Below are 21,911 nucleotides of genomic sequence, written 5' to 3' on the forward strand. Positions count from 1 at the left end.
GCCTCACCCCCGGCCCCGAGCCGCCCGATGACGACCCACGGACGGTCGCCGTCGGGCTGGTCACTCGGGCCGGCCGCGGGCTCTTAATCAGAGGTAGGCTGGTTCTCGGCCCGTTAGGTCTTCTCGAGCGGTAGCGTCATCGCAACTGGCTGCTGCGCACCGTCGGGCCCGAATGCGAGCTCGAGGAGCCGGTCCGCAACGAAGCGCGGCGAGCTGAAGCCGTCGCTGGCCTTGAGATCCAGGAACTTCTGCACCCGTGGGAATTGCTCCGGCGAGCAACTGCGGATCATCGCCTGCATATCGGTGTCGATGATGCCGGGTGCGACGGCATGGACGCGCAATCCGGTCTCGGCCTCCTCGAGCGCGATGGACTCGCTCATCCGGTCGACGGCGGCCTTGCCGGCGCAGTAGGCGGACCAACCGGCGTAGGCATTGCGGGCAGCGCCGGAGCTGATGTTGAGCAGCACGCCATCGCCGCCGCGCGCGTGCAGATGTCGGATGAAGGCTTGGCTGCCATGGAAGACGCCGAGGACGTTGACCTCGATATGGCGCGCGAATTCGGCCGGGTCGTTGTCGCGCAGCGGGCCGATCGGTGCCAGTAGGCCGGCGTTGTTGATCCAGAGATCGATGCGGCCGAAGCGCGCGACCGTCGCCTCGCAAAAGCGCATCACGGCCTCGGCATCGGTGACATCGGCGGCCTGGGCGAGGCCGTTCTCAGCGCCCTCGCCACCGGGCAGGCTCGGGCGCTGACGGGCACAGGCGGCGACCGCCAGCCCTTGCTCGAGGAAGCGCTCCGCCAGGCCGGCACCGAGCCCCCGGCTCGCGCCGGTGATGACGGCGACCTTACCGGTTAGATCATTCATCGGGGCCTCCATTTCACTGCGGGTCTTCGGCCAGCCAGCGCTGCAGGGCGTCGACCAGGGCCTGCGCCTGGGCGCGGCTCGAGATGTTGAATTTCGATTGCTGGCGGTATTCGCCACCGCGCTTCTGGTACCGGCGGATCGTGTAGCGCTCGGGTCCGTACGCATCTTTTGCTCGGTCCCAATCCTGGTAGCGGTAGAGCACGGTGGCCCAGCTGCCCTTGGAGAGGATGACCTTGTCGAGCTCTTTGGTCGTTTCCAGGTCACCCTCGGTGTAGGTGACGGTGAGGTCTTCTACTTTTTCGGTCATGCCTGACTCCTCGTCTTTGGAATTATCCCAGAAAGGGCCGTAGCGGAGTTCACCGTACGAGTGACGTCCCGAGCGAGTCTGAATCGCCGTCGCCGCCGGCATTGCCTGTGTTTCGGAGCGGCCAACTGCTCGTTCTGGGATTATTCGTCTCTTGATCCGGCTCCGCGTGTTCCGCCGTATTGCTCCAACAGGGTGATCATGGCTCGGTCATCCTGCTGAGCGGCGATCTCGAGCGGGGTCCTGCCGCTTGCGTCTGTGCCATTGACCTCGGCACCGGCATTGATCAGATGTTTTGCAAGCTTGACATCACCGGCCTCGACCAGGGTATGCACCGGTGGCTGGCCCTGTGGATTGCGGGCATTGATGTCGGCTCCGCGACTGGTCAGGAACTCGAGCGTATCCCGGTCCAGCGTCTGTTCCTCGGCGAGTGCGAACAGCAGCCTCTGCAGGTCATCATCGGCGCCGTGCTCGCGCAGCAGCTCGGCTGCCGGCACCTTGCCGTTGGCGAGCGCGACATGCAGCGGCGTACGTCCCTGTGCGTTGCGCACGTCGAGCTGGGCGCCGTGCTTCAGGAGCTCGCGGGCGATCGCGACCCGGCCCTGGCTGACGGCGACATGTAGCGGATAATTGCCATCCGGGCCCGGTCGATTGATGTCGGTCTTCCAGAACAGATGGCGCTTGATCTGATCGAGATCGCCGATCTGCACCGCGCGATGGAGGTTGACGGTTGGCTGCGGCGGATCATCGCAGGCGCTGAGCAGTCCGGCGGTGATCAGCGCAATGAGCAGGGCGCGAAACAGCGGCATCATGAAATCCCGGGACAGCGAATCGGCGCGACCGAGCGCCGGATGTTAAGCCGTGGAGTGGTCGACAGACAAGGATGCGCCCGGGCTGGGACGATACCAACCGTCGCGCATCCCGATGAATCATCCCAGAACGAGCAGTTGGACGGCCGTAGCGGAACTCACCATACGGGTGACACCCCGCAGCAGGCTGAATCGCAGTAGCCGCCATCTGCCTGCATTTCGGCGTGGCCAACTGCATTTTTTTGCATCGTCGCAGCGACCGCGAGGTGCAATCGGTCGCGCTGACGAAGACCCCGCCGGGGCAGGTGCCGCCAAGCGCAGACCGTCAGGCATGGTGACCGACGCTGGCACGTGATAGCTTAACGCGGCCATGTTGATGAAGATCCTCCTAACTGCCGCGGTGATCCTGGCGGGCTGGCTCGCCGTGCGCGAGCGTTGGCGCGCAGAGGATGATGCCGAGCGCCTTGCCGGTCAGGCCGGTCGGGACCGAGCGCAGGATCGCAATGTCCTGGTACCTCGCGGCGCGGTCCGGCTGGCGGCCTATGGGCTGGTCGTGATCATGCTGGCAGGAACCGGGGTCTATCTGTTCCAAGGCTGGCAACGTGATCGCGAGACCGTGGAAGTGCAGGTCGTCAACACCTACACTGGCAAGATCGAGCGCCATGAGGCGCGTCGTGGCGAGGTCGATCGTCGCAGCTTCGTCACCCTCGATGGACGCCGCGTGCGGATCGCCGAGATGGAGCGGCTGATCCTGCTGGAGCCCGAGCGCTAGCGCTTTTTTCTAGCGCTTCTAGTATCCCAGAGAGAGCAGTTGAACCGTCGTCAAGGTGCGTCCCGCGTGCCTGATCGCAAACAGGCCAGCAAGGCTCAGCGCGCGGCAGGCGCTGCACGTTACCTGCGCCTGATGCTGTCCCGGTTCTTTGTTCGAAGCCGCCGTTCGCGGTTCAGTCCGGACCGATGTTGAATGCGATCGACAGACGCTGCGTGCTGCTGCGGTTGGTCTCGACCGAGTGTTCGAGGGCAGGTGGGAACAGCAGCGTCATTCCGGGTTGCGGGCTGACTCGGGTCTCGAACGGCGGATCATGAAAGAGGATATCGCCGGCCTGCTCGGGCGCGCTGACGTAATAGACACCCGAGAAGAGCTCGTCATGCTCTTCGTGGTGATGGCGGCTCGTGGTCTGACCGGGCTGCATCGCGTTCAACCAGAAGCCGATGCGCAGTGCCTGTTCGCTGTCGGTCCCGGGGTCGAGCCAGTTGGCTTGATGGGTACGCAGTAGGTCCCGGACCTGCTCGAGCGCGAACTGCAGGATCTGCTCCACGCCGGGCAGACGTCCCGGTTTCAGGTAGAGGTTCTCGAAACGCCCGCCGATGAAGTGCGAGCGGCGCTCGAAATCCGCCTCCCCGAGCTGGTCGAAGGCGGCGATCAGCCTGGGGTTGATGGTCTCGGCATCCGGGTGTCGGCAGGCGATGATCGAACTGCTGAGGTGGGCTTGCATGCGGCAGGCTTGGGGAGACGCGGGAGGTTGCGCGGGGCTGTCGCCGCGCGCCTAGCCGGCTGCAGCAGAGAGCGCTGGGTTGGCTATCGGGCCGAACAGCCGTTCATGCTCGGTTCGGCTGCGGGTCACGCAGTCTTCGATCGAGACGCCAAGGAACCAGTTTCCGGTTACGGCGAGACGGGTGCCCCGGAGCGCGGCATCGAGTGCCTTGACCTTCTCCATATGACCGGCCCGTAACGCGGGTAGGCGGTTACGCACGTGGATGATCGCGGCGGCGTCATCCGGCCGCGCATCGATCGCCTGGCAGGCGGCCTGCTCGCGCTCGCGCTCATCGAGCTGCCCGGCGGGAAAGTGGAATGCGAACCCGCGATAATGCGCGTCCGCGAGGAAGTCGCGTGAGACGGCGGAGCGGAACGGCGCGTCCACACTGATCAAGCCGGCAATCTCGTCAACGCCGACCTTCGCGCGCTCGAAGACCATCACGAGCGTGTCGATCTCGGCGACACCGAGGTCGCGGATGGCATCCGCCGCGTCGGGTGCAACGCCAGAGAGCAGCTCATGCGCCGCGTCGGGCGGGACCGCCAGCGTCAGGCGCTCCGAGCGCAGCCTCGTCCCGTCCTGCAGAGCGATCTCGAAGCCGTCACCGTCGCGCGTGATGACTTCGGCCCGGGTGCCGAACCGGGTCGTCAGCCCCGGCTGTTCGGCGATCCCGCGTGGGATATCGGAGAGTCCGCCAGGCATCGTGAATGCCCGCAGCACGTCTTTACGGCGGGGCTTCTTCCGGAACAGGGCCTCGGCCGGGAAGTCATCCGCATCTTGGCAGACAACGGAGCGAAACGCCGGCCCGAACAGATCGCGATAGTTCTTGGACCCGAGCACCTTGCCGTAGTAATCGACGACCCGCTTGCCTTCCTTCTTGACCCGGAATAGGCCTGGCAGCGAGACCGCCAATTCGAGCGGGTGCAGCGCTGACAGGATGCCCCTGCGCTCGCCCTCGACCCAGAGCTTGTAGCTGCGCTTGGCCTTGGCCTGGGTCAGCCCGAGCAGTCCAAGCTGCTCCATGATGCCGAGGAGATTGCCATAGCTGTTGAAGCAGGTGTGTCCGCCGGCCTCGACCCAGAATCCATCGAGCTGATCGAAGGCCGTGCTCTGTATACAGCCGCCGGGACGCTCGGCAGCCTCGAGCAGGAGGGTGTCGATCCCCGCATGAACGGAGTAATGGGCGGCGCTGAGTCCGCTGATACCACCGCCGATGACGATGTGGGTATGGTCGGCCATGGAGTTCGGAACCTCTGGGCAGGGGGCAAATGGCGAATGCATACTGCGCGTCATTCTAACGATCTTGCCGCGCTTCCGGGTCAGCGGAAGCGGGGAGGAGGGGAGGTGGGGAGGCGGAGCTCAGGTTATCCTGAACGACTACAGCGATCTGGTCACTCTCCAGGCTGGCACGTCCTCCTGGTCGTGACCGTGAATCACGCGGGATTCATCGTCCGGGGTGGCACCGTGCGATGGGCGTTACAGTCACCCTCCCTGGTTTCCGGACAGGCTGAACCCATCGGTGCTGACTGTTCCGGCGCTGTCTGTTCGGCGCTGTCTGTTCGGCGATCAGGCGGAATGGCTATAGCGAGACGCTAGTGCTCAGCCTTCGCGGGTGCGCGGGGGCGGGCTGCCCGGCTCGTTCCGCTCGGTCGAGTCGGCATCGAGCGGCGCGAGCTCGTATCCATCCAGGTCCAGTTTCGGCGTATCCGGCGCCGGCGGTGCGCAGTCGGTCAGGTTCAGCCCCTCGCTGGGGGCGAGGCTGAGATTGCTTGTATCTGGCGGTGGGGGCGTCTCGGTGCTGACCTGCTCGCCGACCAATGCTCCAGCCGGTAGCAGCTGGAGTCTCGTGTCATCGTCTGGGTCTGCAGGCGATCGGGCCGGTTCTGCCTGCGCGGCGACGGTATCGGGGGGAGGGGACTGCGGTTCAGGGGGCGTCGGTGGGCGCAGCGGTCGGATCTCGGCAATCGCGCCGGCCTCGAGGAATGCCTGATGGTATCGCTCGGCAGCGGCCTGATCGAGATTGCGTTTGACGGTGACCGCTGAGCCCGTGAACAGCCGCTCGAGCTGACTGTCGGTCAGTTTGAACTGCGACTTGAGGCGCTGCCGTGCTTGCGCCTGCGAAACGCCCGATGCCAATCGGCCGGCAAAGACGAGCTGGAAGTGATCATCACTCATGCCCGTAGTCTGGGATGGGTTCAGACGCTCCGCAAGCGTTTAGGCCTGATGGCCCTCTTGCTTTGTAGCGGCTTCGCTTACAGTGGCTTCGACAGGGTGAAGGCGCCGCGGATATCGCCGGCCGAGTAGCCGGTGGCCTGGTCTTGTGGATAAGCGGCCTCGAGCGCCTCGACGACCGCGGGGTTGAGCTGCTTGCCGTGGCAGGCGAGGCAGACCTCCTGGGTCGGGATCGCTTTCATGTAGCGGTACTGCTTCTGGCCGTCCTCTTCGACCACAGCGGCGTAGCTCATCGGTTCAACCGGGTTGCCCGCGGCCTTGAGCCCCTCGAACTGTTTGAGGATCTTGGTCTCCCACGCGTCCGGGGCATTATCAGGGTTGCGTGTCTTCAGGCTGGTGCGGCCGATGGTCCAATCCGAGCTCTCGGAGAGGCTATTGGCGATCGCCGGTGCCCTGTCCTCACAGACCGCGATCGCATTGCTGGGACCGCCGGCCTTGATGGCGCTGACGAGCTCGCCCTTGAGCGACGTTGCAAATTGCTTGATCAGGATCTTCGCCTCGTCGTTCAAGTGGGCGGTGGTTTCAGCGATGACGAAGGCGGGGCTCGCGACCATTAACGTGGCCGCTAGCAGGATTCTCTTAGGCATGGTGGGAAGCTCCAAATCAGGGATTGCGTCGAGAAGCGGCAGGAGGTCGGCCACCGGATGCCGACTCGTGCTGCAGAAAAGTAGAGACAAAGACTATCGCTGAAGCCCAGGGTTCCGGGCGATGGCAAAGCGCAACGACGTGCGCTTCATTTGGCAGGTCTGCAGCGCCGGTTGGGCAACCCTGGTCGCCACGGGCTCAGAAGCAGCAGCGCTCTTGGGCAAACGCGGCTGGGGTCGAGCCGCTGCCGAAGTCGGGTCAGTCGGGCCAGACCCGACCGCGGCTGTGATAGTTGCCGGGAGGGTTTTGCGTGCCGCGGCCTGCACTCGGAGCAGGGTTCGCTGCGGTTGTCTGCACCGTTGCATGGTCTTTGGCATCGGGGGCGGCGGTGCCTGAGCCTGAGCCTGAGCCTGAGCCGAGGTCGGGGTCGGCGGCGGCTTCGGCGGGTTGAGCGTCGGCCGCATCGGCGTCGGCCGCTGTCGGATGCACATCGTCGGTTGACTTGGCCCGACGGATCGAATCGATCAATTGGCGTTCGGTTCGGGTCTTGTCAGTCATGATCGAGGATCTCGGTAATCAGCGAATCGATCTCAGCCGCCGCCGCTGAGCCGCGGCGACCGGCCTGGAAGACGGTGCGCCCTTCAAGGACGCAGTGGCGATGGATGGCGCGGCGCCGCAGTGCCGCGGTGGCAACGGGCAGGTCGAGCTCGGCAGCCGCCTCCGGCATGAGCCGGGAGAGCGTGGTGCGCGGCTCGATCTGGCTCATCACGATCAATGCGCGCAGCCTCGGATTGTCCGGCCGCAGGCGCTCCAATATGCGGGCGATGTGGGTCGTCGCCCAGAGATCCATCGGCGATGGCTGCACCGGGATCAACGCCTGCTCAGCCAAGCGTAACGCGACCTCTGTCTGCGGGGCCTTGATCGACGGTGGGCAGTCGATGACGACATGGCGATGGGTCTCGCGCAGGGCGGCGACCGTCTGCTCGAGCCCATGCGCGGCGGCGACCACGGCCGGTAGGTCTGCCCCGTCACCGCCGACCAGCCGCCACTGGTAGGCGGACTGCTGCGGATCAGCGTCGATGACGACCACGCTGTCGCGGCGTGACAGGCCGGCAGCGAGGTTCAGCGCGAGCGTTGTCTTGCCCGTGCCGCCCTTGTTTCCGACGACGGCAATGATGCTCATCCGAGGTCTCTGTTGCCAATCGGTGAAGGTGGTAGGTTGTGGTTTATCCCGCCCGTTGCCAGCCAGGCGCGCTACTCGGGGCGGTTCGGTGGGTCGAGGTCGTCAGGCGGCGTCGCCTCGTTTGCCGTCACTGCAGCGAGCAATGCGTCGAGCTCGGTGAGCTGCTGCTGTTGCTGCTCGACAATCCGTGCCAGGATGGCTCGGCTTGCGGCGATGTGCGCCTGTTGATGCGCATCCTGCAGCCGGGTAAGGGCGCAGTGCTCCCGTTGCAGGGCCAAGCGGATGAGCTCAGCGATGGCGAACGGATGATGACAGTCCTCTGGGCTGGACTGATCGAGCCTGGGGGCGAGCACGTCCGGGCATCGCCACAGGAAGTCCCAAGGGGCGATCCGCGGCAGCGCCTCGGCGGGCTGCAACCGGGCGACTGCGGCGGCTGTCGCGAGGCCGATTGCGGCGATGCGCCCGAAGAGCTCGGCGGCGGCCTCGTTGTTATGGGCGTTGAAACAGGACTGGAGCTGCTCATAACGGCTGACCGAGTCCTGGATCAGCTCGAGTGCCTGAGCGACGACCTCAGCGGGGGTCATCGCAGAGGGTGCGCCCGGCTGGGTCGGCATGTGGCTCATTGCGGTTAAACCTCCAGCTCCGCCTCGATCCGATCGATGGCCGCGGCGCGGTCGGCGTCAGCGAGCGTGTCCTTGGGGCCAGAATGGGCCTTGGGGTCGGCCTCGTGCAGGACACCGATGCCCATGCCGTCATCATCGACCCGCAGGGCCGGAACGGCCTCGGCATCGCAGCGGGCGCGGTCGGTGAAGGGGTGCACTCCCTGTTTCCAATCGGATTGATCGTCGGGACGGAAGGTCCGGCAGGGGCTGAGGACATGAACGAAAGCGAAGCCGGGATGCAGGATCGCCCGTGCAATCAGTTCGCTGAGTCCGTGCGGGTCGCCGCTGAAGCCGCGCGCGATGAAGCCGGCGCCTGCTGCCAGCGCAATCGCGGCGGGTCGAAAGACCGGGATGCCGGGGCCGTTCGGCGTGAGCGGGCTCCGGGTCCAGTCCGGTGGCGTCGTCGGTGAGGCCTGGCCCTTGGTCATGCCGTAGACCGCGTTGTCCATCACGATGTAGCAGAGGTCGATATTGCGGCGGCAGGCGTGCAGGAAGTGATTGCCGCCGATCGAGAAGCCATCGCCGTCACCACCGGCGACGATCACAGTCAGATCGGGGCGCGCGACCTTGAGCCCGGTTGCCAACGGCAGCGCGCGGCCATGCAGGCCGTGGAAGCCGTAGCAATCGAGGTAGGCCGGGAGCCGTGACGAACAGCCGATCCCGGAGATGACGGCGGTGTCCTCTTTGGGGCGCTCGAGATAGGCCAGCGCCTTCGTCAGCGCTGAGAGCACGCCGAAATGGCCGCAGCCGGGACACCAGATCGGTTTGATATCGGACAGATAGTCGCGCGCGCGCAGGGTTGGGGTCGTGGTTGCGCTCATTCAGGCTTGCCCTCCCAGCCGTCGGCTGCTGCCCGCGCCACTGATCGCGGCGGCTTCGGTCCGTTCCAGCTCTGGTGGTCCAAACAGCTCGCGCACACTGTTGAGGATCTCCGCCGGTCGCAGCGGCAGCGGACCGGGTCTCGCGAAGGAGCGGGCTGCACTCGGCAGTACCCGTTCGGCATGGAGGTAGCGAAACAGTTGTCCGCTCGCGTTGATCTCGACGACCAGCACCTCGCTATCTGCCAGCGCTCGGCGCATCGCCTCATGCTGCAGCGGTGCAAGCAAGCGCAGTGCGATGGTTTGGACCGCGACCCCCTGCTCGCGCAAGCGCATCGCGGCCTCCTGGACCGCCCCCCAGCTCGAGCCCCAGGTCACCAGGCTGATGGGCCTTGAGCCGTTACGGTGAGTATAGTCATCGCCGCGATCCCTGCGGGCCCAAGCGTCTCCATAGTCATGGCCGCTCAGTTTGTCGGCGAGCTTCGCGAGCTGGGCGCGGTGGTGAGCGGCGTTGCTCGATGGCGTTCCGCGCTCATCGTGGGCGAGGCCGTCTGCGGTGTAGGTCAGGCCGGCTTCGCCTGGGATCGACATTGGTGAGATGCCGTCGGCGCTCTGGCGATAGCGGGCGAACGCCGTCTTTGCTGGACTCTCTTCAGCGGTTCCAGCGGTTCCAGCGGTTCCAGCGGTTCCAGCGGTTCCAGCGGTTCCAGCGGTGCTGGGTGCCTGTTCGGCCCTGTCCTGGTCGATCCGTTTGCGGCCGGGAACAGGAGGGGCGGCGGCCGGTGGGTCGATCACCGCTCGGGTCTGCCCAAGTGCCTGATCAGAGAGAACGATTGCGGCTGTCTGTAGGCGCTCGGCCAACCGGCTCGCCCATTCGGTGGTGAAGGCACAGTCACCGACATCGAGTGGCGCGAGCACGAGATGGGGCGCCTCCCCGTGCAGCCCATACAGGGCCTGGTCGAGATCGGCCTGCTCGGACTTGGTCGGTAGACCGGTGCTCGGACCACCACGGGCGACATCGACGACGACGATCGGGGTTTCACTGGCGACGGCGAGGCCAATCCCTTCTGTCATCAAGCTCAAGCCTGGTCCGGAGGTAGCGGTCAGCGCGGGGACCCCGCCGAAGCTCGCGCCCACCAGCATCGAGACGGCAGCGAGCTCGTCTTCGGCCTGCACCAGGTTGCCCCCAATGCGCTCGAGCTGTGGCGCCAGCCATTCGAGCATCTCACTCGCCGGGGTGATCGGGTAGGCGGCAACGAAGTCGACGCCGGCCCGCAGGGCGCCGAGGCCGGCAGCGGCATTGCCGCTGAGGCGCCAGCGGCGCCTGGCCGGTCGGGTCGGAGCCGTTTCCGCCGCCAGCGCAGGCTTGGGATAGCCGGCGCTGATGCAGGCCTGCGTCGCGCGGACGGTCTCGACGGGCTTGTTCGCAAGGATCTCGCCGGCGGCCTCGGAGAGGGCGGTCAGTGAAAGCCCGATCGCGCTGCCGGCGACGCCCACTGCGACCATGTTCGCGCGTCCTTCCGGCTGTGCCTTGGCCTGATTGGCGAAGCGGACCCCGCGCTGCTCGGCGCCGCTGGCAGCGATGAGGTCGGGAATCGGACCGCTGTCTGGGTCGAACAAGATCAAGCTGTCTGAATCGAGCGGCAGCTCGTCGACGAAGCGCTCGATGTTGCGCCAGTCGAGCGCGGCGAGGAGGTCGACGCGATCCCCGATATTGGTGACCGGGGTTGGCCCGATGCGCAGGATAGCGACCGATTCGCCGCCCCGAACCTGGGGGCCGGCCGCGCGCATCATGAGCCCATACCGGTCGCAGCGCTGAGCAGCAGCGAGCAGGATCGAGCCGGCGGTCAGTGCGCCGCTGCCACCCGAGCCGCTGATGGCGACCGTGATCGGTTGTGAGTGGTCACTGGTTCGCCGCGTCATGCCTGTCTCCGCCGTTCGACTGCTCCGGCCGCCTCGGCCGGACGAGTGGCCGCCTTGCGCGACCTTGCCCGAAGCATAGGCGTCGAGCCGCGAGGCGCCCGCGACCTGGGCCGCACTTTGGAGACCGTCTCTTTCGGGGCGACCGTTTCTTTCGGGGCGACCGTCTCGTCAGGAGCGCCCGTCTTCTCAGGCCGGCAGATCGGCGCTGCGGAAGGGTTTGAGGCGCTCGAGCATCGCGCGGTGGACCTTGAGGCTGCCAGCGACGACATTGCAGGTGTCGAAGAAGCGATCGCCGCCGGCGAGGTCGGTCACGGTGCCGCCGGCTTCTGCGACCAAGAGCGCACCGGCCGCGAAGTCCCAGGGCGAGAGGTTCAGCTCCCAGAAGCCGTCGAGCCGGCCGGCGGCGACATAGGCGAAATCCAGCGCGGCAGAGCCGGGGCGGCGAATACCGGCGGTGTCGCGGATCATCGCCGCGAGCATGCCGAGGTAGGTGGTCAGGTGCGCCTGCTCCCGGAACGGGATGCCGGTGCCGATCAATGCGCCCTCGAGTCCGCGGCGATCGCTGACGCGGATGCGCCGATCGTTCAGCATTGCGCCGCTGCCGCGACTCGCGGTAAAGAGCTCTTCGCGCAGCGGGTCATAGACCACGGCCTGTACCATCAGGCCGCGATGCCGCAGGCCGATCGAGATCGACCATTGCGGGAAGCCGTGAAGATAGTTCGTGGTCCCATCAAGCGGGTCGATGATCCACTCGTACTCGCCACCGCTCTTGCGCCCCGCGCTGCTGCCGCTCTCTTCGGCGAGGATCGCGTGATCGGGGAATTTGCCGCGCAGCTCCTCGATGATGGCGGCCTCACAGGCGCGGTCGACCTCGCTGACGAAATCGTTGCGGCTCTTCTCGGTGATCCGCAGATCACCGCCGCGCTCGTATGAGCGCACCGCGATCCGGCCGGCCTTGCGCGCGGCGCGTACTGCAATGTTGAGCATGGCGTCCATGGCGTCAACGATAATGCATTCGCATCATCGAGAGAAGATTGACAAGGTAGTAAAACTCTGAAGAACTGATGTGGTGACTGTGATCGAGCCAATGCCTGCTGCTACGTCCGTTGATTCTCCGCCTTCGCTGGGACGGCTTGCGCGCGTGCGCGTCGTGCTGGTCGAGACCAGCCTGAGCGCGAACATGGGCGCCGTTGCGCGCGCGATGAAGACGATGGGGCTCTCGCAGCTGGTGCTGGTGCGGCCCCAACAGCAGCTCGATGCGGAGGCGCTCGCGCGTGCCGCCGGCGCGGATGATCTGCTCGCCCGTGCCCGGATCTGCGATACGCTGACCGATGCCTTGGCCGGCTGCCGGCTGGTGATCGGCTCGAGTGCGCGCGCGCGCGCCTTAGCCTGGCCCGAGGTCGACCCGGCAGGCTGTGCCGAGCGGCTCGTCGAGGAGGCCGCCGAGGGTGAGGTGGCGCTGCTGCTCGGCCGTGAGCGCTCCGGTCTGACCAACGACGAGCTGGCGAGCTGTCATTATCTGGCGCGAATTCCGGCCAACCCGGATTACAGCTCGCTGAACATCGCGGCGGCGGCGCAGGTCTTCGCCTATGAGCTGCGGCGCCGTGCGCTGACGATCGGCGCGCCGGCGAGCGGGGCAGGGGCGCCGGAGCAGGCGGCGCTGGGATCGACCCAGGCCGGGGTCCACTCGGGGGGCGATGGCTCGCCGCCGGAGGAGCTAGCGACGGCCGACGAGATGGCGGGCTTCTATGCCCATCTGGAGCAGACGCTGGTCGCGATCGGGTTCGCCGATCCGGACCAGTCGAGGACCTTGCGTCGGCGTCTACGCCGGCTCTTCAATCGGGCACGCCCGGATCGTACCGAGCTCAACATCCTGCGCGGCATCCTTTCGGCGGCAGCAGGACGCAAAGACCCCAATCGGTTTCGGCGATGAACACTGCCGAGCCATCACTGCTCAAGGAGACGGTTTGATGCTCAGCCGGTTGCGGGAGGACATCGAATGTGTATTCGAGCGCGACCCAGCGGCCCGGAATGCCTTTGAGGTCTTGACGACCTATCCGGGGCTGCATGCGGTGATGATGCATCGAGCCTCGCATGCGCTCTGGCGGCGCGGCTTCAAATGGCTCGCGCGCATGCTATCGAACGTGGCGCGGCTGCTCACCGGCATCGAGATCCATCCGGGGGCCGAGCTCGGCCGGCGTTTCTTCATCGATCACGGGATGGGTGTGGTGATCGGCGAGACGGCTGTCGTCGGCGATGACTGCACCCTCTACCATGGTGTGACGCTGGGCGGGACGAGCTGGCAGAAGGGCAAACGCCATCCGACCCTCGGCTGCGATGTCGTGGTCGGCGCCGGTGCCAAGGTGCTGGGCCCGATCACCGTGGGCGACGGCGCCCGGATCGGCTCGAACGCGGTGGTGCTGAAGCCGGTGCCGGCCGGTGGGACCATCGTGGGCGTGCCAGGGAGGATGATCGAGCAGGGGGGCGACGCCGCGGCACGCCGTCGTGCCGACACCGCCAAGCGGATCGGATTCGATGCCTACGGGGCGACCCGCGATGCCCCTGATCCGGTCGCCAATGCGGTCAATCGGATGCTCGATCATATCCACATCATGGATCGACGCATGGAGGCGATGTCGCGGGCGCTCGAGGAGCACGGCATCACGCGGCACTTCGAGCATCTCGGGGACCTCGAGGGATGCGTGCTCGATCCGGCGGCGGCGACGCCGGCGGTCGATGGCGATGACGGCGCATCGGGTCGGCAAGACCAGCATGGGCGTTGAAGCGCGGCAGTCGGGCCTCGCGCCGTTCGATCGCAGCGCCGATGCGGGTTTGCGTCTTGCAAACACAAAATTGATGGTATTCGTCGGTTATCATAGGATGACAGGTGAAGACGGTATCAGCGAGGAGGGGTCCAGGTGAGACTGACGACGAAGGGGCGCTACGCGGTCACCGCGGTGCTCGATCTTGCGATTCATCAGGGAAATGGTCCGATTGCGCTCGCGGATATCGCGCAGCGTCAGGGGATCTCCCTTTCGTATCTGGAGCAGTTGTTCGCGAAGCTGCGCAAGCGGGGGCTCGTGGTCAGCGTGCGCGGTCCCGGTGGCGGCTACAATCTGGCACGAGAGGCCGCGTCGATCTACATCGCCGAGGTGATCACTGCGGTGGACGAGAACGTCGATACCACCCGCTGCGGCGGCGCGCATAATTGCAAAGGGGATGGCCCCTGCCTAACCCATGATCTCTGGATGGACCTCAGCGATCGCATCTATGGCTACCTGAACAATATCAGTCTCCATGACCTGGTCGAGCGTGGGGCGGCGGAGCAGGCTGGGCGGAGACCGAAGCGTCCGCTCGAGGCGAAGCAAGGGGGCGGCACCAAGGTCCATCTCGATGCGTTTCGCTCGACCGATCAGGCGAATGCCTGAGGCGGGGCGTTGATCAGCACCTGAGCTCGATCGGTTCGTTACCTCTGTGAAGCCACGCCAAGGAGCTGTGCCGGTCTCGGGCAAGGCGTTTGCAACCTCCGCAGCCGGTCGTTCTCCGCGTCGCTGGTGGCAAGAGCGTGCCGCTCGGGGGTTGGTTCGCTTGCTGGCGCCGCTGCCGCTTGCGGTGCTGCATCGGCTCGGTGCTGCGATCGGCCAGCTGATCGTGCTGCTCCCAAACCGGCAGCGCCGCAATGCGCTGATCAATATTGCCCTGCATGCCCCGCAGCGGCCCGCAACGGAGCTGATACGCGCGCGCAATCGCAGCCTGCGCGAGCTGGGAAAGACCCTGTTCGAGACGGCGCTGCTCTGGATGCGGCCGCCTGAGGCGGCGGTCGGACTGATCCGCGAGGTGCGCGGCGGCGAGCTGCTGAAGCGACAGCCCGGGCGTGGGCTCATCGTGCTCTCGCCCCATCTCGGCGCTTGGGAGCTGGCCGGACTCTACCTCTCGACCCAAGGGCCGACCACGATCTTCTACAAGCCGCAGCGGCTGCTCGATGAGCTGATCGTCGATGCGCGCCGGCGCGCCGGCGCGACCCTGGCACCGACCACCGCGCGCGGTATTCGGGTGCTCCTCAACGCCCTGGAGCGCGGTGAATACGCGGGCATCCTGCCGGACCAGGAACCGCGCGAGGACAAAGGCGCGGTCTACGCGCCGCTGTTCGGGATACCCGCCTACACGATGCTGCTGGTCAATCGCCTGGCGCGCCGCAGCGCTGCGCCGGTGATCTTCATGATCGCGGAGCGGTTGCCGCGTGCACAGGGCTTCCGCATCCATTGCTTGAAGGCCCCGGACGGCATCGACAGCGACGACGACGTCGAAGCGGCGGCGGCGTTGAACCGGGGGATCGAGCAGTGCATCGCGATCTGTCCGGATCAATACCTCTGGAGCTATCGGCGCTTCCGACGCCGGCCCAGCGGCGGAAACAAGGTCTATACGGGCCCGCTGCGCGATCAGGCGGCGATCGACAGGGCCCGTCTGCTGCGCGCGGGCAACTGAGGGGTCGGCTGGATCGCTGAGGGAGGACGCCGGCATTGCGCAGACGGGCACAAAAAGGCCCCGCCGATGCGGGGCCGATTGTCTCAAGAGCGCTGCGTCTCATGAGCGCTCGTGCCATGAGCGCTGGGCCAGATTCATGCTGGCCAGATTCGTGCTGGGCCAGATTCGTGCTGGCCAGCGCGCGTGCCTGCTGATCGCAGGCGCGCGCGGCTTGCGATCAGCTGATCTCGGCCGTGCCGGTCTCGCTCTCGCCTTTGTTGTCGACCCAGGTGATCTCGATCTTGTCACCGGCAGCGCCGCCGTTGAACTTGAACGAGAGATAGGGGTTCTTCGAGACGCCGCCGCTCCAGAGTGCGGTCATCACGACCTGGTCGTTCCACTTGGCGGTGACTTCCTGGATGAAGTGAGCCGGGATCGGCTCACCGGTCTTCTTATCCTTGCGCAGACCGGTCTCCATCTCGTGGCTCATCAGCGACTTGACGGTCGTGACGCCGTTGCTGTTCTTGGCGCGGATCTTGATGTTGCCTGCCATGGTATTACCTCGGTTCGTTTGTCTGTGAAAGCTGCAACCAGTGTCAGGTCGGCATCAGCCGCCGCAGCCACCAATGGTGACCTTGACCGGCTTTGCGGCGCTAAGCAGGCCAGAATCGGTCTGCACGACCGCGATCACATCGGCGGTCTCGGCCATCTTGATCCGGGTTGAGACAAACGGGACTGCGTTCTCACCGAGCTCGAATGAGGCGATCAACGGGGTGCTGTTGCCAGCAGCCATGATCGAGATGGACTTGGCGCCCGAGACGCCGCTCTCGACGGTGACCGGCACAACAGCGCCGTTCTCGGCGATGTCGGGTGCCTTGATCTTGACCTCGTCGCTGGTTTCGGTGGCATTGCTGCCGAGCAGGTCGTTCAACGCGGCCTCGGTGTCCTTGGCCTCGAAGGCGGCCTTGGGCCAGTTGGCGAGCACCGCACTGGGGGTGAGCAGGCCGGCACCGACGGCAACGCCGACAGCGCTGACACCAAGGGAGCCCTTCAGCAGGGTTCTACGTTTTGCGTCGATCATGGACAATCTCCTCTATCGAACAGGGCTGTTAACCTTTGGGGGAGAGCGAAGAGACACACGGACCCGAGGAGGCTGCACGAGCCGTTCAGCCGGATCGAGCGGAGAGCCGATCAGGTGCGATCGGCGCGCTGGTCTCGGGAGGCGCCGGTAGACGGCCCCCTACTGACTGCCCGGGCGTGTTGAGCACGCCAGGCCGGCAGAGAACCAAGCACGTCGAGACCGATTGTCGCGGCCACGTCAAGCCTCCTGGTGTCGATCGTTCTTCTGCGTCGGTGGGCTCGCCCCTCTAGTCGAGGCGTTCGGATGTCACGGCCCTCTGCTCTCGGCAGTGGACCCGCCGATTCGTTGCGAGACGGCCTGGAAGCTGGCGCCGCGACAGTAACCCAACTCGACGATCGATGTAGCTTAGCCGATTCCTCAGGTACTGAAAACCGCGTTTATGCCTGGGCTTGCTGGTGAAAACCCGAAGTGTCGGCAGCCTGGCTTCGGTTGGGCCCGGCGCGCTCAATCACGCGCTTCGCGGGCCTTTTCCTGTGCCTGTAGCTCGCTCAGCCGCACCTGGATCTTCGAGGCGAGGTGGAAATCGATCTCGTTGAGACGCAGCGCGAGCTGCAGCTGACGGATGGCCGGCTCGAGCTCCCCGATCTGATAGAGATATTCGGCCCGATAGCGATAGTTCAGTGCGCGCTGACCGGACGTCCCGGCGGCGTCTGCCATCAACTCGTAGATCGAGGCGATGCCGGGTCGGATGGCGGCGAAGCGTTCGAGCGCGCTCAGGGCCTCAGCTGGGCGCGACGCGGACATCAATGCCTGCGCGTAGGCCTGATTGAGAGGCCAGTTGCCGGGGGCGAGCCCGACCGGTCCCTTGAGGTTGCGCACGGCACGCTCGGGCTGGCCGGCGCGGCGGTCGATCTCGGCCTGCAGCACCAGGAATTCGGTCTGAGTCGGATGCGCGTCGAGCAGGGGGGCGAGCTGTTGCCGCGCAGCGTCGAGGCGGCCGGCGCGCATCAGCGCGAGCGCGTAGCCATAGCGCTGGGCGGTCTCATCGCGGTAGCGCCCTTGCTCGAGGGTCTTCTCGAAGTGCTCGACCGCCCGTGTTGGGTTCGACTCTCGTTGCTGACGCAGGTTGGCGCGGGCCAGGTGGAAGCGGAGGCTATCGGGCCGCTGGCGCTGCCCATGCTGGCGGGCCCGGTTCAGTGCATCGGCGATGCGGCTGCTGGTCACCGGGTGCGTGCGCAGGAACTCGGGGGCCTCGCTCTTGGACACCCGGTTGGTTCTGGCCAGACGTTGAAAGAAGCCCGGCATCGCGTAGGGGTTATGACCGGCACGGGAGAGGGTGTCGATGCCGATCCGGTCGGCCTCTTCCTCGTTGGCGCGGGTGAAATTGATCTGTTTTTGAGCGGCGGCGCCCTGAACGCCCATCAGTCCGGCCGCGCCCAGGTTGGAGTCGACGGTCGCCCCCAGCACCGCGGCGGCGAGCAGCAGTGCTGTTGCCGGCAGTGCCATCTGTCGTTGCGCCTCGAAGCTGCGCATCAGGTGATCTTGACTGACGTGGGCGAGCTCGTGGGCGATCACCGCGGCCAGCTCGCCCTCGGTTTGGGCGGCGAGAATCAGCCCGGCGAAGATGCCGATGTGCCCGTCCGGTCCCGCAAAGGCGTTGACTGTCGGCTCGTCGATCAGGAAGAACTCGTAGTGGCCGGGATTGCCGCTGGCCGCAACGAGCTGTTGTCCGAGCGTCTGGAGATAGTCCGTCAGAACCGGGTCACTGGAGACCGGAAGCGCCTTGCGTACCCATTTCATGAACTCCTGTCCCAGATCGCGCTCTTCGGCGCGGGTCATCACCGTATCGGCCGAGCTGCCGAAGTCGGGTAGATCGAATGGGTCCGTAGCCGCTGGTGCAGGCAGCACCGAGAGCGTGATGGCCAGCGCCAGCCAACCGGCGCGGGTCAGGAATCGTGCGATGGGGTTGACTGCCGCCATGCGGGCGAATCGGGCCTCGTTCTGGGCCCTGGGGTCGGGGCCCGCTTAGGAGATAGGAGATCAGTTGAGCTGAACGCGTTGTCCCCAGGGCACCTCGGCGCGGCCCTTGACCAGCCAGATGACCGGGTAGGGCGGTTCGTGCTCGGGAAACGCGCCATTGGCGTCGGTGAAGTAGACCAGCAGATCGGGGCTGATCCCTTGCTGCTCGACCCATTGGAACACGGGTTTGAAACTGGTGCCACCACCCCCTTTGAGATCGCGGGGGCGTTGGAATTGTTCCCAAGGCTCGAAGCGGAACGGGGCTCCAGGGCAGAGCGCCGCATCACAGGGCAGGAGCGTCACCTGGGCCTGCACCTGCGCCTTGAGGGCATCGATCTCGTCGATGAACTCCTGCACCTCGCTGTCCTTGATCGAGCCTGAGGTGTCGAGCGCGACGACCAGGTCAATACGCTGGCTGCGCAGGCTGGGCAGGATGTGGGCGCCCTCGCGACGGGAGGGCCGCGACCAGCTGTAGTCGTGGCGCGACAATGCGTTCATGTAGCGCGCTAGCAGCATGCGCCACGGCAGCTGGGGCTGCAGCAGGTGGTCGATCATGCGCTTGAGCTCACCGCCGAGCCGGCCGGCCTGCATTGCCTGCTGGGCGGCGCCGGCCATGCGCTGCTGCCACTGCACCTGCAGCGTCTCTTGCTCGTCCGGTGTCAGCGGCTGCGGTCGAGCGCCGGCGCCGTCATCCGCCTCTGGCTCCGGCTGGGGCTCCGGCTGGGGCGCGTTGCTCGCCGGGCCCTGGGGCTCGCTATCACGCCGGGTCGCGCCCTGGGCACCACCCTGGCCTTGCTCGCTCTCCGCCGCTTGGCTGCTGCGCTGCTGCTGATCCTGGACGTCGCGCTCGTCCATGCCGGACTGCTGGCCTTGGCCCTCGCTGTCGCGGTCGTAGGCATGGGTGTCGAGGGTCTCGGACTGATCGTTGTCGTCGAGCAGCGGGTAGATCTCCTCGGCGGTCATGCCCTTGTACATCGGCATCGCCAGCGCGTTCGGCGGCGGCTTCAGGCCATCGTCGATCAGGAGCGGGTTGATCGCGTAGTCGCAGGCCAGGTCCCAGCGGTGCTTGACCCGGTGCTGGCGGCGCGCGAAGTGCGAGAGCGCGCAGTGTAGTGCCTCATGCGCGAGCATGAACTGGGTCTCGTCGAGCGACAGGGCCTCGATATAGCTCGGGTTGTAGTAGAACGCCCGCGCATCGGTGGCCGTGGTCGGGCACCAGTCGCTGCTCGCCGGGCGCATCGGCAGGCGCAACACCAGCGCGCCGAGGAAGGGTTTGTCCAGGATCAGACGGGTGCGCGCCGATGACAGTTTGGTCTCGATCGCGGCCAGGTCCTGCGCATCCAGCGGCGGCGCGGCGGTCTCGCTCGGGCATTCACCCTGCGCATGGTCCTGCAGGTCTCCGATGAAGTCAGCAGCCATAGGTCTCTATCGTCGCGGCGGTCATTCGTAGAGCATCACGTCGGCGATCGCGTTGGCCCAATCGGCGAAGGCCGGGACCTCGAACAGATCGCTGCCGATCGCGCGGTGCAGGTCCGAGACCAGCATCACGCCCATCTCGCGCTGCGGGAAGCGGCCGGCGTAGTGCAGGATGTTGCCGATGACCTCCTGCTGTTCGCCGCTCTCGCGCGCGCGGATCGCCTTGCCGACCAGCGCCGCCGCGACCGCGTATTGGAGATCGATCTCACTCGGCACCGGCACCGACTCGCCGCGGCAGATCGCGTCCAGATCCGGCATCTGGTCGATGCTGTTGACGAAGGCGGTCAGCTCGATGCCAGCGGCCGAGCCGACACAGGCCTGCAGCGTGCCCTGCAGCAGCTGCGGCTGGTCTTGGAACTTCTTGAGTGCGCGATGCGCGAACTCCCAGGAGCGCGGCGACGGGAAGGCAACCGGATTGTGGGCCGGGTCGAAGTCGAATAGCAGCTCGGGCCGGAAGCGCAGGAACGCGATCACGCGCTCGTCGATCCGGTTGCTGTAGGCCCAGGCGACCCAGTCGTCGAGGTGGGTCTCGACCTCGAAGTGCGAGAAGCGATTCGCCAGCGGCGCCGGCATACTGTAGGTGACGCCGCGATCGCCCTGGCGGTTGCCGGCGGCGAAGATCGCCCAGTGCTCGGGAACCTGGTACTCACCGAGCCGGCGGTCGAGGATCAGCTGGTAGGCGGCCGCTGAGACCGCCGGCGGCGCCGAGGTGATCTCATCGAGGAACAGGATGCCGGCCGGGCCGTGGCGCTCCGCGTTCGGCAGGATGGCCGGCGTTGCCCACTCGACATGCTGATCGACCCGGAACGGGATGCCGCGCAGATCGCTCGGCTCCATCTGCGACAGGCGGATGTCGATCGCCGGGACCTGATGACGTTCGGCGACCTGGGCGATCATCTGCGACTTGCCCACACCGGGTGGTCCCCAGAGCATCACCGGTGTGTGATGTCCATCGGCGGCACTACTGAGCTCGCGCTCGAGGACAGATAGCAGTTGGGCAGGTCGCATGATGGGCGGCTCTCCTCGACGGAATCGTCCGGGTTGAATGGGCCGGATCGCGATGAGTCCGGCGTCAGGCATCGGCCGGCCTGCGCGATGGCTGTTCATCGCCGGCCTTCACCTACTCTAGGTTGGGTTTCGTCGACGCGAATCCCAAGCTCCTGGGCGCGCGCTCGAGCGGCCGGCGCTGGCGCGTATTAGAAGGAAGCGGTATTCTTATCCGTTAAGCCAGATTCGGGTGAATGCGCGCTGTGGCGATCCCCTGCGTGCGAGGCGCATCGGCAACCGGTCCGCTGCGCTCCCGGCACGGGCTTCGATCTCGCGGTCGCCCGACGAGGCTTCCGCATCCCGATTATTTGCAACCGAATCACTAGCTAACCGGAGAGTGGATGATGAACCAGTTCTATTATGACGCTGTCACGAAGATGGAACAGCTCGGTGTCGACGACGAATACATCCAGGGCTGGCAATGCGGCTTCCTTCAGAATCCCAAGCGCGAGGAACAGCGGATCACCGAGGCCTATGAGGCCGGCTACAGTGACGGCGAGGAGAAGACGACCGATAACTTCTCCAAGTGGGTCAAGGGTTGAATCCGCAGGCTCACCCCGGCGAGCCGCGGCAGATCATGTCGGCGCGCCACCGGTGGTGGGGCTGACGGCCTGGTCGTCGAGGCGGGCTCTCCCCGCCTTTTTCTTTATGGGCACTGGATGGGGTGCCAGCGCACGTGCTGGCTCCCCTCGATTGTTCGGTAAACGCCATGGTTGCACGTTGACCGGGCCATGAGCGTGAATGGGAGGTGGCGGCCCGAAGCGGGCGGCACCTTCGGATGCGTCCATCACCTGCCCCCGGAAGCTTCTGCGACCGGGTCGCGGAATCCGTGCGGAACCTATATGGGATCTGCGCGCAGGCACTGTGTTTTGTCGAACAGCTGCTGCGATCCGTTCGTTTTGAGCCGGGA

At 66.1% G+C, this 21,911-nt stretch carries 24 protein-coding genes; 6 read left to right on the forward strand and 18 right to left on the reverse strand.

Features of this window, described 5'->3' with window-relative positions; all coding sequences use genetic code 11:
- Positions 1-113: 113 nt before the first annotated feature.
- The 3 genes from CKO40_RS18735 to CKO40_RS18745 all read right to left on the reverse strand — a co-directional run bounded on the left by CKO40_RS18735 (position 114) and on the right by CKO40_RS18745 (position 1,976).
- Positions 114-863, reverse strand: a complete 750-nt coding sequence (locus CKO40_RS18735; RefSeq protein WP_200347975.1) for an SDR family oxidoreductase — start codon at positions 861-863, stop codon at positions 114-116.
- Between the two features lie 13 nt (positions 864-876).
- Positions 877-1,170 carry a hypothetical protein gene (locus CKO40_RS18740; protein WP_200347976.1) on the reverse strand — a complete coding sequence of 98 codons (294 nt, stop codon included), beginning with the start codon at positions 1,168-1,170 and terminating at the stop codon, positions 877-879.
- A gap of 140 nt (positions 1,171-1,310) precedes the next feature.
- Positions 1,311-1,976 carry an ankyrin repeat domain-containing protein gene (locus tag CKO40_RS18745; RefSeq protein WP_200347977.1) on the reverse strand — a complete coding sequence of 222 codons (666 nt, stop codon included), beginning with the start codon at positions 1,974-1,976 and terminating at the stop codon, positions 1,311-1,313.
- A gap of 376 nt (positions 1,977-2,352) precedes the next feature.
- Here CKO40_RS18745 and CKO40_RS18750 point away from each other — a divergent pair, with 376 nt between their 5' ends.
- Positions 2,353-2,748 (forward strand): hypothetical protein, encoded by a 396-nt coding sequence (locus CKO40_RS18750; protein ID WP_200347978.1) that lies wholly within the window; start codon positions 2,353-2,355, stop codon positions 2,746-2,748.
- Positions 2,749-2,920: 172 nt separating this feature from the next.
- Here CKO40_RS18750 and CKO40_RS18755 read toward each other — a convergent pair whose 3' ends face one another.
- The 10 genes from CKO40_RS18755 to CKO40_RS18800 form a co-directional block, all read right to left on the reverse strand.
- Entirely contained in the window at positions 2,921-3,472 is a 552-nt protein-coding gene (locus CKO40_RS18755; RefSeq protein ID WP_200347979.1) for a putative 2OG-Fe(II) oxygenase, read from the reverse strand.
- Positions 3,473-3,523: 51 nt separating this feature from the next.
- Entirely contained in the window at positions 3,524-4,750 is a 1,227-nt protein-coding gene (locus tag CKO40_RS18760) for a protoporphyrinogen/coproporphyrinogen oxidase (RefSeq protein ID WP_200347980.1), read from the reverse strand.
- A gap of 360 nt (positions 4,751-5,110) precedes the next feature.
- On the reverse strand, positions 5,111-5,686 hold the full coding sequence (locus CKO40_RS18765; protein WP_200347981.1) for a hypothetical protein: 576 nt from the start codon (positions 5,684-5,686) through the stop codon (positions 5,111-5,113).
- 77 nt (positions 5,687-5,763) lie between these two features.
- Positions 5,764-6,384: a Tll0287-like domain-containing protein gene (locus tag CKO40_RS18770; RefSeq protein ID WP_338074221.1), complete on the reverse strand. Its 621-nt coding sequence runs from the start codon at positions 6,382-6,384 to the stop codon at positions 5,764-5,766.
- Between the two features lie 202 nt (positions 6,385-6,586).
- Positions 6,587-6,886 (reverse strand): hypothetical protein, encoded by a 300-nt coding sequence (locus tag CKO40_RS18775; protein WP_200347982.1) that lies wholly within the window; start codon positions 6,884-6,886, stop codon positions 6,587-6,589.
- On the reverse strand, positions 6,879-7,511 hold the full coding sequence (gene parA / locus CKO40_RS18780) for a ParA family partition ATPase (protein ID WP_200347983.1): 633 nt from the start codon (positions 7,509-7,511) through the stop codon (positions 6,879-6,881). Before parA ends, CKO40_RS18775 begins: the two co-directional genes overlap by 8 nt.
- 71 nt (positions 7,512-7,582) lie before the next feature.
- The gene (locus tag CKO40_RS18785) at positions 7,583-8,134 is read right to left on the reverse strand and encodes a hypothetical protein (RefSeq protein WP_200347984.1); all 552 of its coding nucleotides are present in this window, start codon (positions 8,132-8,134) and stop codon (positions 7,583-7,585) included.
- A gap of 5 nt (positions 8,135-8,139) precedes the next feature.
- Positions 8,140-8,994, reverse strand: a complete 855-nt coding sequence (locus CKO40_RS18790) for a thiamine pyrophosphate-dependent enzyme (RefSeq protein ID WP_200347985.1) — start codon at positions 8,992-8,994, stop codon at positions 8,140-8,142.
- Positions 8,995-10,914 carry a 2-oxoacid:acceptor oxidoreductase family protein gene (locus CKO40_RS18795; protein WP_200347986.1) on the reverse strand — a complete coding sequence of 640 codons (1,920 nt, stop codon included), beginning with the start codon at positions 10,912-10,914 and terminating at the stop codon, positions 8,995-8,997.
- 186 nt (positions 10,915-11,100) lie between these two features.
- Positions 11,101-11,910, reverse strand: coding sequence for an inositol monophosphatase family protein (locus CKO40_RS18800; protein WP_200347987.1), 810 nt, complete (start codon positions 11,908-11,910; stop codon positions 11,101-11,103).
- Between the two features lie 91 nt (positions 11,911-12,001).
- On the opposite strand from CKO40_RS18800, the gene CKO40_RS18805 reads away from it, so the two are divergent.
- From CKO40_RS18805 to CKO40_RS18820, 4 genes are all read left to right on the forward strand, one after another.
- Positions 12,002-12,847 carry an RNA methyltransferase gene (locus tag CKO40_RS18805; protein WP_200347988.1) on the forward strand — a complete coding sequence of 282 codons (846 nt, stop codon included), beginning with the start codon at positions 12,002-12,004 and terminating at the stop codon, positions 12,845-12,847.
- Positions 12,848-12,884: 37 nt separating this feature from the next.
- On the forward strand, positions 12,885-13,697 hold the full coding sequence (cysE, locus tag CKO40_RS18810; protein ID WP_200347989.1) for a serine O-acetyltransferase: 813 nt from the start codon (positions 12,885-12,887) through the stop codon (positions 13,695-13,697).
- A 135-nt stretch (positions 13,698-13,832) separates the two neighbouring features.
- Positions 13,833-14,342, forward strand: coding sequence for a Fe-S cluster assembly transcriptional regulator IscR (gene iscR / locus CKO40_RS18815; protein ID WP_200347990.1), 510 nt, complete (start codon positions 13,833-13,835; stop codon positions 14,340-14,342).
- A 67-nt stretch (positions 14,343-14,409) separates the two neighbouring features.
- On the forward strand, positions 14,410-15,399 hold the full coding sequence (locus tag CKO40_RS18820; protein WP_200348014.1) for an LpxL/LpxP family acyltransferase: 990 nt from the start codon (positions 14,410-14,412) through the stop codon (positions 15,397-15,399).
- Between the two features lie 217 nt (positions 15,400-15,616).
- Here CKO40_RS18820 and soxZ read toward each other — a convergent pair whose 3' ends face one another.
- From soxZ to CKO40_RS18845, 5 genes are all read right to left on the reverse strand, one after another.
- A complete protein-coding gene (gene soxZ / locus CKO40_RS18825) occupies positions 15,617-15,931 on the reverse strand; it encodes a thiosulfate oxidation carrier complex protein SoxZ (RefSeq protein WP_200347991.1) in 315 nt (104 codons plus the stop codon).
- A gap of 54 nt (positions 15,932-15,985) precedes the next feature.
- Positions 15,986-16,459, reverse strand: a complete 474-nt coding sequence (gene soxY, locus CKO40_RS18830; RefSeq protein WP_200347992.1) for a thiosulfate oxidation carrier protein SoxY — start codon at positions 16,457-16,459, stop codon at positions 15,986-15,988.
- Between the two features lie 504 nt (positions 16,460-16,963).
- Positions 16,964-18,439: a M48 family metalloprotease gene (locus CKO40_RS18835; RefSeq protein ID WP_200347993.1), complete on the reverse strand. Its 1,476-nt coding sequence runs from the start codon at positions 18,437-18,439 to the stop codon at positions 16,964-16,966.
- Between the two features lie 60 nt (positions 18,440-18,499).
- Complete coding sequence (locus tag CKO40_RS18840; protein WP_200347994.1) at positions 18,500-19,897, reverse strand: vWA domain-containing protein; 1,398 nt, start codon at positions 19,895-19,897, stop codon at positions 18,500-18,502.
- Positions 19,898-19,918: 21 nt separating this feature from the next.
- Complete coding sequence (locus tag CKO40_RS18845; RefSeq protein ID WP_200347995.1) at positions 19,919-20,962, reverse strand: AAA family ATPase; 1,044 nt, start codon at positions 20,960-20,962, stop codon at positions 19,919-19,921.
- A gap of 383 nt (positions 20,963-21,345) precedes the next feature.
- Here CKO40_RS18845 and CKO40_RS18850 point away from each other — a divergent pair, with 383 nt between their 5' ends.
- A complete protein-coding gene (locus CKO40_RS18850) occupies positions 21,346-21,543 on the forward strand; it encodes an Alvin_2107 family globule sulfur oxidation protein (protein ID WP_200347996.1) in 198 nt (65 codons plus the stop codon).
- The last annotated feature ends 368 nt before the right edge of the window (positions 21,544-21,911 follow it).

Source organism: Halochromatium glycolicum (assembly GCF_016584085.1).
In the GTDB taxonomy this organism is placed as follows: domain Bacteria; phylum Pseudomonadota; class Gammaproteobacteria; order Chromatiales; family Chromatiaceae; genus Lamprobacter; species Lamprobacter glycolicus.